This window comes from Saccharopolyspora antibiotica, assembly GCF_047200635.1.
Classification (GTDB): domain Bacteria; phylum Actinomycetota; class Actinomycetes; order Mycobacteriales; family Pseudonocardiaceae; genus Saccharopolyspora_C.
Genome location: NZ_JBJZOI010000010.1, coordinates 195,545 through 209,878, shown reverse-complemented (window position 1 = coordinate 209,878; position 14,334 = coordinate 195,545). Strand labels below are relative to the sequence as shown.

The following is a 14,334-nucleotide window of genomic DNA, read 5'->3' as shown; positions in this document are numbered from 1 at the left end:
GTGCGGGGGGGGGGGGGGGGTTGTTCCCCCCCCCCCCCCCCCCCTCCGCCAGGACCCCGAGGGGTCACTGCACGACCTGGACCTCGTCCCCCGGGTTCAGCGTGTCGAAGAACTTCTTCGACGCCGTGGTGGAGAGGTGGACGCAGCCGTTGGACTCCCGTTCGAGGCTGCCCTCGTGGAAGGCCACGCCGGTCTTGGTGAAGAAGACCGAGTTCGGCATCGGCGCGTTGTTGAACTCGGTGCTGACGTGGTCGGCGTCCTTCCACTGCACCGTGAAGGTGCCGACCGGGGTCTCGGCCCCCTGCTTGCCGGAGGTGAGCGGGACCGGGCCGTAGAAGCCGGTGCCGTTCTCCTGCAGCCACGCCTGCTTGGACGACAGGTCCACGCACGCCTTGGCGGTCGCCTGGCACGGGGTCACGTCCCCGGCGTCCGCGTACGCCGCCGTACCGGTGAGGGCTCCTCCCGCGACGAGCGCGGCCACAGCGATCACTTTTCCGAGGCGGTGGTTCACGTTGCGCATGGGCTTCACGTCCTTCCTGCCTGCGCTTGTCACTCCACAGTGCCACAGGCACGGGCGTTCGAATACGGCGCGGGTACGCGAATCACCCGTGTTGCCAACGTTTTCACCACAACGGCCCCACGAATCCCAGCCGTGCCGGGGAGTTCCGCACGAGGAGATCAGATTCCCGTTGCGCTGCGGGAACTTCCCGATCTCGATGACCGGACCCGGGGTCGGCGTTGCGCCCTCCGGGTGAGAATCGCGCCGCGCGCCACCAGCGGTGCGCTCGGCGTGCGCGCGCCCGTCGGGCGGGGCCTCATCAGCCCGGGATCGGGGCGGCCACTCCCGCGTAGCAGGCCGCCAGCGAGGGATCGTGCCCGGCGGCGAGCGGACCGTCCGGGCGCCAGGCCGCGGGATGCACGAGTCCGGGCTCGACGAACTCGAAGCCGGCCAGCAGCGCGGCGATCTCCTCCCGGGAGCGCAGCACCAGGCGGTCCGAGCTGCCCGCGTTGAACGCCTCGACCGTGCGGTGGACCTCGGGGTGGTCGTCGGCGGTCATGTGCGAGAACACCAGGAACGAACCGGGCGACATCACCCGGTGGTAGGCGGCGAGCACGCCCGCCGGGTCGTCCTCGTCGGCGAGGTAGTGCGTCATCGCGACCATGAGCACGGCCACCGGCTCGGCGAAGTCCAGCAGTTCCCGGGTCTCCGGGTGGTCCAGGACCGACCGGGGCCGGCGCATGTCGGCCTGCAGGACCCGGGTGCGCTCCCGGCCCCGCAGCAGCGCCCGGCCGCAGGCGACCGCCACCGGATCGATGTCGACGTACACCACCCGGGCCAGCGGATCGCCCCGCTGCGCGATCTCGTGCACGTTGCCGACGGTGGGGATCCCGGAGCCCAGGTCGAGGAACTGCCGGATCCCCCGCCGCTGGCAGTGGCGCACCGCGCGACCGAGGAAGGCGCGGTTGTCCCTGGCCGGCTGCGGGGTCGCCGGGAAGATCTTCTTGATCTCGTCGAGCACCCGGCGGTCGACCTCGAAGTTGTGCGACCCGCCGAGGCCGTAGTCGTAGACGCGGGACGCGCTCGACCTGCTGATGTCAGCGCCTCGGGGCAGCTCCGGCACGGGTTCCTCCGTCAGGTGTGCGGCGGCCCACCGTTCGGAGGAGTCCCGCATCGATGCAACGGTACCTGCAAGATCTTGCACGACTCCGAGCTCAGCGAGAACGCGGAGGGCGCGGCCGCCACGCGACCGCGCCCTCCGCCGAACGAGTGATCAGGCGATCTCAGCGATGAGGTCGCCGCCCTCCACCTGCTGCACCTCGCCGATGGCGAGGCGCTTGATCTGGCCGGCCCGCGGGGCCGTGATCGCGGCCTCCATCTTCATGGCCTCGATGGTCGCGATGCTCTGCCCGGCGGTGACCTGGTCGCCCTCGGCGGCGGCGAGCGTGACGACCCCGGCGAACGGAGCGGGCACGTGACCCGGGTTGGAGCGGTCGGCCTTCTCCGCCACCGGCAGGTCGGTGGCCACCGAGCGGTCCCGGACCTGGATCGGGCGCAGCTGACCGTTGAGGATCGCCATCACCGTGCGCATCCCGCGATCGTCGGCCTCGCTGATCGCCTCCAACCCGATGAGCAGCCGCACCCCCGGGTCCAGGTCCACCGAGTACTCCTCCCCCGGCCGCAGGCCGTAGAAGAAGTCCTTGCTGCGCAGCAGGGAGGTGTCGCCGTAGGCCTCGCGGTGCTCGGTGAACTCCTCGGTGGGCTTGGCGAACAGCAGCCGGTTCAGCGTGCCCCGGCGATCGTCCAGCAGCCCCTGGCGGTCCTCGGCGGTGAGCTCCGCGAGCGCTCGGCCCGCGGTGCGCCCCTCCAGCGCCCGGGTGCGGAACGGCTCCGGCCAGCCCGCGGGCGGCTCGCCGAGCTCGCCCTGCAGGAAGCCGATCACCGAGTCCGGGATGTCGAAGCGGCGCGGATCGGCCTCGAAATCGGCCGGGTCCACCCCGGCGCCCACCAGGTGCAGCGCGAGGTCGCCGACGACCTTCGACGAGGGCGTGACCTTCACCAGGCGGCCGAGGATGCGGTCGGCCGCCTCGTACATGGCCTCGATCTCCTCGAACTTGTCGCCGAGTCCCAGCGCGACGGCCTGGGTGCGCAGGTTCGACAGCTGCCCGCCGGGGATCTCGTGCCGGTACACCCGGCCGGTCGGTGCGGCCAGCCCCGCCTCGAAGGGCTGGTAGACCTTGCGCACCGACTCCCAGTAGGGCTCCAGGTCGCAGACCGCGCGCAGGTCCAGCCCGGTGGCCCGGTCGGTGTGGTCGGTCGCGGCCACGACCGACGACAGCGCGGGCTGCGACGTGGTCCCCGCCAGCGAGGCCACGGCCCCGTCCACGGCGTCCACACCGGACTGGAGCGCCGCGAGGTAGGTCGCGAGCTGCCCGCCGGGGGTGTCGTGGGTGTGCAGGTGCACCGGCAGGTCGAACTCGCGGCGCAGCGCGGTGACCAGCTCCGCGGCGGCCGGGGCGCGCAGCAGCCCGGCCATGTCCTTGATGGCCAGCACGTGCGCGCCCGCGTCGACGATCTGCTCGGCCAGCCGCAGGTAGTAGTCCAGCGTGTAGATCCGCTCCGCCGGGTCCAGCAGATCGCCGGTGTAGCACAGCGCGACCTCGGCCACGGACTTCCCGGTCTCGCGCACCGCGCTGATCGCCGGGCGCATCTGCTCGACGTCGTTGAGCGCGTCGAAGATGCGGAAGATGTCGATGCCGGTGTCGGCGGCCTCCTGCACGAAGTGCTCGGTCACCTCGGTCGGGTAGGGCGTGTAGCCGACGGTGTTGCGCCCGCGCAGCAGCATCTGCAGGCAGATGTTCGGCACCGCCTCGCGCAGCTTGGCCAGCCGCTCCCAGGGGTCCTCGGCGAGGAACCGCAGCGCCACGTCGTAGGTCGCGCCGCCCCAGCACTCCAGGGACAGCAGCTCCGGGGTCATCCGCGCCACGTGGGGAGCCACGGCGAGCAGGTCCTTGCTGCGCACCCGGGTCGCCAGCAGCGACTGGTGGGCGTCGCGGAAGGTGGTGTCGGTGACGCCGAGGGCGTCGGACTCCCGCATCCACCGGGCGAAGCCCTCCGGCCCGAGCTCGGTGAGCCGCTGCTTGGATCCCTCCGGCGGGGTCGTGCCGAGGTCGATGTCCGGCAGCTTGAACACCGGGTCGGGCACCGTGGGCCGCGGTCCGTTCGGCTTGTTCACCGTCACGTCGGCGAGGTAGTTGAGCAGCCGCGTCCCGCGGTCGGCGGAGTGCCGCGCGGTCAGCAGGTGCGGTCGCTCCTCGATGAACGAGGTGGTGACGCGCCCCGCGGCGAAGTCCTCGTCCTCCAGCACCGCCTGCAAGAACGGGATGTTCGTGGACACGCCGCGGATGCGGAACTCGGCGACGGCGCGCCGCGCGCGCGCCACCGCGGTCGGGAAGTCGCGACCCCGGCAGGACAGCTTCACCAGCATCGAGTCGAAGTGCGCGCTGATGCTGGTGCCCGCGAACGCGGTCCCGCCGTCGAGCCGGATTCCCGCGCCGCCCGGCGAGCGGTAGGCGCTGATCATGCCGGTGTCGGGCCGGAATCCGTTGGTGGGGTCCTCGGTGGTGATGCGGCACTGCAGCGCCGCGCCGCGCAGCCGCACCGAGTCCTGGGTCATGCCCAGGTCCGCCAGGGTCTCCCCGGCGGCGATGCGGATCTGGGACTGCACGAGGTCGGCGTCGGTGACCTCCTCGGTGACGGTGTGCTCGACCTGGATGCGCGGGTTCATCTCGATGAACACGTGCCTGCCCTGCTCGTCGACGAGGAACTCGACGGTTCCCGCGTTCACGTAGCCGATCTTGCGGGCGAAGGCGACGGCGTCCGCGCAGATCCGCTCGCGCAGCTCGGGGTCGAGGTTCGGGGCGGGCGCGATCTCGATGACCTTCTGGTGCCGCCGCTGCACCGAGCAGTCCCGCTCGAACAGGTGGATCACGTCGCCCGTGCCGTCGGCGAGGATCTGCACCTCGATGTGCCGCGGGTTGACCACGGCCTGCTCCAGGAAGACCGTCGGGTCGCCGAACGCGGACTCGGCCTCGCGCATCGCCGCCTCGAGCGCTTCGCGCAGGGCGCCGAACTCGGCCACCCGGCGCATACCGCGCCCACCGCCGCCCGCGACCGCCTTGACGAACACGGGGAACTGGATGGACTCCGCGACGGAGAGCAGCTCGTCGATGTCGGCCGAGGGCGCGGAGGAGTCGAGCACGGGTACGCCGGCGTCGCGGGCGGCGGCCACGGCGGTGGCCTTGTTGCCCGTCATCTCCAGGATCTCGCGGCCGGGGCCGACGAAGGTGATCCCGGCCTCCCCGCAGGCCTTCGCGAGGTCCGGGTTCTCGGACAGGAAGCCGTAACCGGGGTAGACGGCGTCGGCCCCCGACTTCCGCGCGGCCTCGACGATCTCCTCCACGGAGAGGTAGGCGCGGACGGGGTGGCCGGGTTCGCCGATCTCGTACGACTCGTCGGCCTTGAGGCGGTGCAGCGAGTTGCGATCTTCGTGCGGGAACACAGCGACGGTGCCCGCGCCGAGCTCGTAGCCCGCGCGGAAGGCGCGGATCGCGATTTCGCCGCGGTTGGCGACGAGGATCTTGCGGAACATCCGGGCTACCTCCTGGACGGGTGTCGGGCGGCCCGTGAACCGTACCGCGAAAATTCCGCACTACGAGAGAGCGAACCTGTGACCCACCTCATCAGACCAGGGTGACCTGCGATTTCCGCCGGGCGGCACAAGCCCTGGCGCGGAGAAATTCCGCGCATGTTCCCGAAAGCGCAATATCTGGCCGGAGTTCGTCAGCTCTTCTCCAGGTACTCCGCGCGGTCCGCGTCGACCACTTCGGCGACCATTCGCGCCAATCCGGGATGTCCTCCCAGCCCGGGATCCTCGGCGACGTAGCGCTGCGCCGCCTCCCGCGCTTCGGCGATCACGTCCTCGTCCCGCAGCAACGAGAGCATCTTCAGCCCGGAGCGGCGACCGGACTGCGCCGCGCCCAGCACGTCGCCCTCCCGGCGCAGCTCCAGGTCCAGGCGGGCCAGTTCGAAGCCGTCCGTCGTGGACGCCACCGCGTCCAGCCGGTCCCGGGTGGAGGTGCCCGCCACGGCCTCGCTCACCAGCAGGCACAGTCCCGGCGCGGAGCCGCGGCCGACCCGGCCGCGCAGCTGGTGCAGCTGGCTCACCCCGAACCGGTCCGCATCCATGATCACCATGGCGGTCGCGTTGGGCACGTTCACACCGACCTCGACGACGGTGGTGGCCACCAGCACGTCCAGCTCGCCGTTCGCGAAGGCGCGCATCACCGCGTCCTTGTCGTCGGCGGCGAGCCTGCCGTGGAGCACGCCCAGCCGCAGCCCCGCGAGCGGGCCGGCCGCCAGCCGCTCGGCCACCTCCAGCACCGCAAGCGGCGGGCGGCGCTCGTCGGTGCCGGCGCCCGCGTCCTCCGGCTCGTCCACGCCGTCGTCGGTGCGCGGCCGCTTGGCGCCCTTCTTCGGCGGGTGCTGCTCGTCGTCGCCGATGCGCGGGCACACCACGTAGGCTTGGTGCCCGGCGGCGACCTCCTCCCGCACGCGCTCCCAGGCGCGGTCCAGCCAGCCGGGCTTCTCCGCCACCGGCACCACGCTGGTGGCGATCGGAGAGCGGCCGCTGGGCAGCTCGCGCAGCGCGGAGGTCTCCAGGTCTCCGTAGACGGTCATCGCCACCGTCCGGGGGATCGGCGTCGCCGTCATCACCAGCACGTGCGGCGCGGTGCCGGTGCCGCCGCGGGCGCGCAGCGCGTCCCGCTGCTCCACGCCGAAGCGGTGCTGCTCGTCGACGACGACGAGGCCGAGATCGGCGAAGGAGACCCGGTCCTGGATCAGCGCGTGGGTGCCCACGACGATGCCGGCCTCCCCGGAGGCCGCCTCCAGCAACGCCTTCTTGCGCGCGGCGGCGGGCAGCGAACCGGTGAGCAGGGTGACCCGGGTGGACCGCTCGGCGGCGCCGAGCTCTCCCGCCGCACCGAGGTCGCCGAGCAGCTCGGACAGCGACCGGGCGTGCTGGGCGGCGAGCACCTCGGTGGGCGCGAGCATCGCGGCCTGCCTCCCGGAGTCGACGACCTGGAGCATCCCGCGCAGCGCCACCACGGTCTTGCCGGAGCCCACCTCGCCCTGCACCAACCGGTTCATCGGCTGCTCGCCCGCCAGGTCGTGCGCGATCTCCGTCCCGATCTCGGACTGGCCGCCGGTGAGCTGGAACGGGAGCCGGCGGTCGAACTCCGCGAGCACCCCGTCCTCGCGGCGCGGGCAGGACGGCGCGGGGCGCTCGTGTGCGGACTCCCGCAGCCGGGCGAGCACCAGCTGCACCGAGAGCGCCTCGTCCCACTTCAGCCGGTTCTGCGCGGCGGCGACCTCCTCGTGGTCCCGGGGGTGGTGGATCGTGCGCAGCGCCGCCTCCAGCCCGAGCAGCCCGTGCTCGGTGCGCAGCTCGGCGGGCAGCGGGTCCTCGTCGCCGTCCCAGGTGTCGAGCACCTGGCGGACGCAGCGGGCCAGCGACCAGGACGGCAGCCCCTGGGCCGACGGGTAGACGGGGATGAGCGCGCCGGCGAACTCCTCCGCCGCCGAACCGGCCTGGCCCGCGTCCTCGCCGTCGAAGAGCTGGTACTCGGGATGGGCGAGCTGGAAGGAGCCGCGGTAGGCCGTCACCTTCCCCGCGAACATGCCCTGACGGCCCGGGACCAGCTCCCGCTCCCGCCAGGCCTGGTTGAAGAAGGTGCAGGTCAACGAGCGATGGCCGTCGGTGATCCGGGCTTCCACGATGGTGCCGCGCCGGGAGCGCATGCTCCGCTTCGACACCCGCTCCACCTTCGCCAGCACGGTCACGTGCTCGTCGAGCTCCAGCCCGGCGATGGCGGTCAGCTCGCCCCGTTCCGCGTAGCGGCGCGGGTAGTGCCGCAACAGATCGCCCACAGTGGACAGACCGAGCGCGGATTCGAGCGCCTCCGCGGTCTTCGCGCCCAGCACCCGGTCGAGACCCGCATCCGAAGTGGTCATTCCGCCCTGCCCGTGTCGCCTGCCCGTGTCGCCGCACCGAAGTTATCGGACCGGGACGACGTCCGGTCGGACGGTGCGGTGGACACGGCGCCGCCGCCCCGCCCGCGCCGGGGCCGCTACTCCACCCCCAGCAGCAGCGCGGAGCCGGGCAGCTCCCCCGCCGGGTAGTGGACGCACTCCACCTCGGGCCGGTGCCGCGCCAGGTGCTCGACGAGCCGGTCCGGCACCGACGCCGGAGCCCCGACGCCCACCAGCACGGTCACCAGCTCACCGCCCGCGGTCAGCATCCGGTCCACCAGATCCGTTGCCACGGCGAGGAAATCGCCCCCCACCAGCACCACCTCGCCGTCCACCAACCCGAGCACGTCGCCGGGTTCGCAGCGACCCGCCCAGGTCAGCGCCTCCGAGTCGGCCAGGCGCAGCTCCCCGCGCCGGGTCGCGGCCGCGGCCTCCGCCATCACCACCGCGTCGTCCGGGCTGCGCCGGGCGGGGTCGTGCACCGCGAGCGCGGCGAGGCCCTGGACCGGGGACGCGGTCGGCACCACCACGACGTCCCGGTGGTCGCGCACCGCGCGCTTCGCGGCCAGCTCGGCGAGTTCGGTGATCGTCTCGGCGTTGGGCAGCAGCACCACGTGCGCGGCCCTGGTCCGCTCGATCGCCGCGACCAGCTCGGCCACCGACGGGTCCGCCGCGCCGAGCCGCAGCACCTCCGCGCCCTCCGCCCGGAACAGCTCCGCCAGCTCGTCGCCCGCGACGCAGGCCAGGATCGCGCGCCCCACCGGGTGTCCGGCGACCTGGTCGGCGAACCGCTGCACCTGGATCCGGCTGGGGCGGCCCACCTCGATGCCCGCCTCGATGGCACCGCCGATGTCGTCGCAGTGCACGTGCACCGCCCAGGCCCCGGCGCCGTCGCCGACCACCGAGACGCAGTCGCCGAGCTCCGCCAGCACCGCGCGCAGCCGGGCGATCCCGTCGTCCGCCGCCTGCCCGAGCAGGTACATCACCTCGTAGGCGTAGCCGGTGTGCTCGGCGGGCGCGGTCACGCCCGCGGCCGGGGGATCCGGGGCGAGCCGGTCGCCGTCGTGCACCGCGGCGTGCAGCGCGTCCAGCAGCACCACCAGGCCGCGGCCGCCCGCGTCCACCACGCCCGCGTCGGCCAGGGCGGGCAGCTGCGAGGTGGTGCGCTCCAGCGCCCGGATCGCCGCCGTCGTCGTGCGCCGCACCGCGTCGCCGAGGTCCGCGCCGCCGGCGCGCGAGGCCGCGCGCAGCACCGACAGCATCGTGCCGTCCGCCGGTTCCGCGACAGCGGCGGTCGCCAGCGAATCCGCGCGCCGCAGCGCCGCGCCCAGCGCGTCCCCGTCCAGCTCCGCCGCGCCCCGCAGCTGTTCGGCCAGGCCGCGCAGCACCTGGGACAGCAGCATCCCGGAGTTCCCGCGTGCCCCCGCCAGGGCTCCCTCGGCGAGGGCCGCGAGCACCGCGCCCAGCGGCTCCGGGGCGGGCAGCGCCTCGACCGCGTCCAACGCGGCGCTCATGGTGTGCAGCAGGTTGGTCCCGGTGTCGCCGTCGGCCACCGGGTACACGTTGATCAGGTCGAGCGCGGCGCGGTCCCGCGCCAGCGCCGCCACCGCGTCCCGCGCCCATCGCCGCGCCGCCTCCGCACCGAACTCCGGCGGCGCCTCAGGACTCCCCACCACACCGGCAGCCTAGGCCAACGGCCCCGGGCCGAACGTCCGCGCTGGGGGCGCGCCGCGACGCCGCATGTCAGGGGCCGACGAAGCCGTCCGGGGCGTGGGGTAGTCTTGCCGGGTCCCGGGTGGCGATGACCCAGGGCACCCGTCATGGCATGCAGGTCATCCCGGCTCCGCGCCGGGAGGAGATCGCCGGGGAGACCGGCGAGCAGCAAGCCCAGCGGTACGCGGACCGGTCCGTCCGGTCCTCCCAGCGGGCAGCGCTCGCATGGATCCATCGCCGCAACCGAACTCAGGCTTCCCCGCCGCGGGCGTGGGAGGACGTCGAACGCAAAGTTAAGGGGTGTCTGACGTGGCTGCCGTCTGCGACGTCTGCAGTAAGGGTCCGGGCTTCGGTAACTCGGTCTCGCACTCCCACCGGAAGACCCGTCGCCGGTGGAACCCGAACATCCAGACCGTGCGCGCCAAGATCGGTCTGTCCCAGCGCAAGCGCATGAACGTGTGCACCTCCTGCCTCAAGGCGGGCAAGGTCGTCCGCGGCTGACCGCGCGCTGACTCATCGACCCCGGGGCGGCCCGACCGCCCCGGGGTCTTCAGCGTGCGCGGCCGGTCCGCGCGCCGATGCCGCCCTTCAGCGGCGCGTCCGCTAGCGGCGGAACCGCCCCGGCCGGTTCCGCCGCCCGAAGCCTGCGCGCTCGTGCACGGTGATGCCCTCACCGCAGGTGGTGGCGCCAGCGGGGACCTACCCGGGCCCATTCCTGCTCCCAGGCGGCGAGGCGCCGCCTGCCGACGTACCGGCGGGCGCCCGCGTACGTCCCGGCGAGGACGAGGCCGGAGCCGAACAGCACCGCGGCGCCCGCGGTCCCGGCGGCCTGGGTGGCCTCGGACGGCGTGCGCGGCGGCGGGGTAGGCCGGTCCGCGCGGTCGACCCAGATCTGCGCGGTGTCCGCGAGCGGGGTCGCGGTGGACATCTCGATCACCGCCGCGTGCCGCGGGGCGGGCGGGTCGCCCCAGGCGACCTCCACGGCGCGGATCGCGGAGCTGCCACCCGGGACCTCCCCGAGCACCTGGGCCGTCACCTGGTGGCGGTCCGCGCGCTCGGCGTTGACCTCGGCCATGCGGTCGCGCAGCACCGCCTGGGACGCCGCGAACGAGGCGACGAGAACCACCGCGGCCGCCAGCACGATCACCAGCAGCGCGATCGGTTCGAACAGATCGGTGCGCCGTCGCAGGGGGTTGTCCCCTGGCCACAGGCCGCGCCGCAGCCGCGCCAGGACTCCTGAACTGACCGGTCCGGCACCCATGACGAGCCCTCTTCCGTCGGCGAGCCCAAGTTCACCGCAGGAACCGAATGTACGACCGGCGGAGGGCGAAATCCATCCGCCGAACGGGAGCTCGGCCCTGCCTCCCAGGGCAGCCGACGAACACGGTGCGTGCAACTCGGGCGCACCGCCGCGAGCACACCGGAACGGCTGCTCGGAGGCGCCTCGAACGATCACGAAAGCGGGCGTGGTCAGCGACGGGGGGTACCGGAACGACGACGACGCCCCGTCACGAACGACCCCGGGTCGCGGGCTCCGCGACCCACCTCCGACCACTCAGCGTGATGCCCAGAACTCGGGCCCAGCGATCAGGGCAGCTTCCAGTCGACCGGCTCGGCACCGGCCCGGGCGAGGATCTCGTTGGCCCGGCTGAACGGGCGGGTGCCGAAGAAGCCGCGGTCGGCCGACATCGGGCTCGGGTGCACCGACTCGATGCACTCCACGCCCGGCATCATCACGCGGGTGCTGCGCGCGTCGTTGCCCCACAGGATCGCCACCATCGGCTGATCGCGGGCGGCGAGCGCCCGGATGGCCTGCTCGGTGACGGCCTCCCAGCCCTTCCCCCGGTGCGAGGCGGGCTTGCCCGGCTGCACGGTGAGCGCGCGGTTGAGCAGCAGCACCCCGTGCTCGCTCCAGGGCGTCAGGTCGCCGCTGGACGGGCGCGGGTGCCCGAGGTCGTCGCAGTACTCCCGGAAGATGTTGATCAGGCTCTTGGGCGGCCGCACCCCGGGCGCCACGGAGAAGCTGAGGCCGACCGGGTGGCCGGGCGTCGGGTACGGGTCCTGGCCCACGATGAGCACGCGCACGTCGCGGAACGGCTGCTGGAAGGCGCGCAGCACGTTCTCCCCGGACGGCAGGTACTCCCGGCCCGCGGTGACCTCGGCGCGCAGGAAGTCACCCATCGCGCCGATCCGGTCGGCGACGGGTTCCAGCGCCTCGGCCCAGCCTGCCTCGACGACCTCGTGCAACGGACGTGCCATGGTCGCGCACTCTAGCGAGCACTCCGGATCGCACGGCCGCCGCCCCGCCGCAGTTCGATCACCAGCGGTCAACGTGTTGTGCCCCACACTTCGCCGCGTCATCATCGACCCCCGCACGAGCCATTCCTCCGCCTCAACGATCGTGATCTCCATTGCCGCCCGTGACCAGCGTCCCCGTCCGGGAAGACCGCCGGAGACCGCGCGCAAACCTCGCCCGGGGGTGATGTTTTCCGCAGCACAACAATTATCGAAACGGACACGGATAGGCGTTTTGGTGGCCAGGGAGGAGCCCCTCGGCTAAGTTCCCCAGTACTCCAAACGTGTTCACATGCCGTGGACGGCACGACCCGGAGGTGGAACGGACACCCATGACTGCACAGGAAACGGAAGAGATAAGCCCGGAGCAGCGGTCGCTGCTGCGGCGAGCGGTCGGTGCCGCGGCAATCGGGAACACAACGGAGTGGTACGACTTCGGGGTGTACGCCTACGTGGCGAGCTACGTGGGCCACCAGTTCTTCCCCGGTCCCTGGGAGACGGTCTCCGCATTCGGCGTCTTCGCGATCTCCTTCCTGCTGCGTCCGCTGGGCAGCATGTTCTTCGGACCGCTGGGAGACCGGATCGGGCGCCAGAAGGTGCTCGCGATCACGATCCTGCTGATGTCCGGATCGACATTCCTGCTCGGCTGCCTGCCCAACTACGACACGATCGGACTTTTCGCACCGATCCTGCTGTTGTTGTGCCGCATGGTGCAGGGCTTCTCCACCGGCGGTGAATACGGTGGTGCGGCCACCTACATCGCCGAGTTCGCCCCGAACCGGAAACGCGGTTTTTACGGCAGCTGGCTCGAATTCGGCACGCTCGCGGGATTCGGTCTCGGCGCGCTGGTGCCGACGGTCCTCATCCTGGTGCTGCCCGCGGAGTCGATGGAGTCCTGGGGTTGGCGGATCCCGTTCCTGCTGGCCGGCCCGCTCGGCCTGATCGGGCTCTACTTGCGGAGCAAGCTGGAGGACACCCCGGCGTTCCGGAACCTGGAGAAGAGCGACAACCTCGCCCGCTCGCCGCTGCGGTCCCTGGTCCGCGAGTACTGGCGGCCGCTGCTGATCCTGATGGGCGTCGTGGTTCTGATCAACGTCGCGAACTACACGATCCTGACCTACATGGAGAGCTACCTCACCGACACCCTCCAGATCCCGGAGGGGCAGGAGTACGAGGTGCTGGTGCCGCTGCTGCTGGTGGTGGCGCTGATGATGGCGGTCATCACCCCGATCGGCGCGCTCTCGGACCGGATCGGCCGCAAGCCGCTGTTCCTCTCGGCGGCGATCTGCTTCCTCGTGCTCCCCTACCCGGCGTTCCTGCTGATCTCGCAGGGCACCATGGCCACGACGATGCTCGGGCTGACGCTGCTGGGCGTCGGGCACGTGCAGCTGATCGGCCCGCTGGCCGCGACGCTGCCCGCGATGTTCCCGACGAAGGTGCGCTACGCGGCCTTCAGCGTCGGCTACAACATCTCCACCGCCGTGTTCGGCGGCACCGCCCCGCTGATCAACGACTGGGCGGTGACCTCCACCGGGAACTCGTTCTTCCCGGCGTTCTACCTGATGGGCGCGGCGTTGGTGGCGCTGGTGCCGATCCTGCTCATGAAGGAGACGGCGCGGAAGCCGCTGATGGAGGAGTCCGACGTGCCGGGCGCCCCGTCGGCCACGACGAGCTGAGCCTCGGCTGGACGCGGGAGGGCCCGGTGGGATTCCACCGGGCCCTTTCGCTCGGTCAGCGCCAGTGCTCCCAGCCGGACGGGCCCTCGTAGGCCGCGCCGTCGACCGTCACCCCGCTGCCCTCGACGACCTCGCCGATCGCGCGCCAGCCCGCGGGCAGCGGCTGGTCCGGCGGGAACGTCGCCGCGAGCGCCTGGTCCTCACCGCCGGTGAGCACCCAGTGCCGGGCGTCCGCGCCGAGCGCGGAAGCGACCTCGGTGAGCCGCTGCGGCACCTCGATCAGCTCGTCGCGCAGGTCGATGCCGACCTGGGAAGCCTCCGCGACGTGCCCGAGGTCGGCCAGCAACCCGTCCGAGGTGTCGATCATCGCGGTGGCGCCGGCGTCCGCCGCCGCGGGCCCGGCCGCGTACGGCGGCTCGGGCACCCGCTGCGCCCCCACCACCGCCACCGGTGAGCGGAATCCCCGCCCCAGCACCGCGAGCCCGGCCGCCGCCCAGCCCAGCCTGCCCGCCACCGCGACCACGTCGCCGGGGCAGGCTCCGGACCGGGTCACCGGGGCGCGGCCCTGCAGGTCGCCCAGCGCCGTGATGGAGATCGTCAGCGCCGGAGCGCTCACCATGTCGCCGCCGACGAGGCCCGCGCCGACCCGCTGGGCCTCCTCCCACATGCCCGCCGAGAGCTCGTCCACGACCGAGGTGGGGGTTTCCGGCGGGCAGCCGAGGCCGACCAGCAGGCCGGTGGGCACCGCGCCCATCGCCGCCAGATCGGAGAGGTTCACCGCGACGGCCTTGCGCCCCACCTGGTGCGGGGTCGACCACGCCAGCCGGAAGTGCACCTGCTCCACCAGCACGTCCGTGGTCGCCGCCACCCTCCCGTCGGGGGCCGCGAGCACCGCTGCGTCGTCGCCCGGGCCGAGCAGCGTCGCGGCGGGCTGCGCCCGCCCGGAGGTCACCCGCTGGATGAGGCCGAACTCACCGGCCTCGGACACGGTCTGGTCCTGCGCCGAAGTGTCCGAACCCACGTCAGACCTCCCTTTCTTGAGCATTTGCTCGGCCCGAT

At 72.8% G+C, this 14,334-nt stretch carries 10 protein-coding genes; 2 read left to right on the top strand and 8 right to left on the bottom strand.

All coding sequences use genetic code 11. The annotated features are described in order from the left end of the window. Positions 1–64 precede the first annotated feature (64 nt). The 5 genes from ACL03H_RS10915 to ACL03H_RS10895 all read right to left on the bottom strand — a co-directional run bounded on the left by ACL03H_RS10915 (position 65) and on the right by ACL03H_RS10895 (position 9,267). Positions 65–520: a L,D-transpeptidase gene (locus tag ACL03H_RS10915; protein WP_412811036.1), complete on the bottom strand. Its 456-nt coding sequence runs from the start codon at positions 518–520 to the stop codon at positions 65–67. Positions 521–818: 298 nt separating this feature from the next. Then, a complete protein-coding gene (locus ACL03H_RS10910) occupies positions 819–1,673 on the bottom strand; it encodes an SAM-dependent methyltransferase (protein WP_412811035.1) in 855 nt (284 codons plus the stop codon). A gap of 99 nt (positions 1,674–1,772) precedes the next feature. Beyond that, positions 1,773–5,150, bottom strand: a complete 3,378-nt coding sequence (locus ACL03H_RS10905) for a pyruvate carboxylase (protein WP_412811034.1) — start codon at positions 5,148–5,150, stop codon at positions 1,773–1,775. 191 nt (positions 5,151–5,341) lie between these two features. Next, positions 5,342–7,573 (bottom strand): ATP-dependent DNA helicase RecG, encoded by a 2,232-nt coding sequence (gene recG, locus ACL03H_RS10900; protein WP_412811033.1) that lies wholly within the window; start codon positions 7,571–7,573, stop codon positions 5,342–5,344. Between the two features lie 116 nt (positions 7,574–7,689). Further along, positions 7,690–9,267, bottom strand: coding sequence for a DAK2 domain-containing protein (locus ACL03H_RS10895; protein WP_412811032.1), 1,578 nt, complete (start codon positions 9,265–9,267; stop codon positions 7,690–7,692). Between the two features lie 346 nt (positions 9,268–9,613). Between ACL03H_RS10895 and rpmB the strand changes: the two genes are divergently transcribed. Next, positions 9,614–9,805, top strand: coding sequence for a 50S ribosomal protein L28 (gene rpmB / locus ACL03H_RS10890; RefSeq protein WP_412811044.1), 192 nt, complete (start codon positions 9,614–9,616; stop codon positions 9,803–9,805). 169 nt (positions 9,806–9,974) lie between these two features. Here rpmB and ACL03H_RS10885 read toward each other — a convergent pair whose 3' ends face one another. Beyond that, positions 9,975–10,565 (bottom strand): Rv1733c family protein, encoded by a 591-nt coding sequence (locus ACL03H_RS10885; protein ID WP_412811031.1) that lies wholly within the window; start codon positions 10,563–10,565, stop codon positions 9,975–9,977. Between the two features lie 326 nt (positions 10,566–10,891). Beyond that, a complete protein-coding gene (locus ACL03H_RS10880) occupies positions 10,892–11,563 on the bottom strand; it encodes a uracil-DNA glycosylase (RefSeq protein ID WP_412811030.1) in 672 nt (223 codons plus the stop codon). A gap of 368 nt (positions 11,564–11,931) precedes the next feature. On the opposite strand from ACL03H_RS10880, the gene ACL03H_RS10875 reads away from it, so the two are divergent. Continuing rightward, entirely contained in the window at positions 11,932–13,275 is a 1,344-nt protein-coding gene (locus ACL03H_RS10875) for an MFS transporter (RefSeq protein WP_412811029.1), read from the top strand. Positions 13,276–13,330: 55 nt separating this feature from the next. Here the strand turns inward: ACL03H_RS10875 and ACL03H_RS10870 are convergent, their stop codons facing one another. Further along, the gene (locus tag ACL03H_RS10870; protein ID WP_412811028.1) at positions 13,331–14,296 is read right to left on the bottom strand and encodes a thiamine-phosphate kinase; all 966 of its coding nucleotides are present in this window, start codon (positions 14,294–14,296) and stop codon (positions 13,331–13,333) included. Positions 14,297–14,334 lie beyond the last annotated feature (38 nt).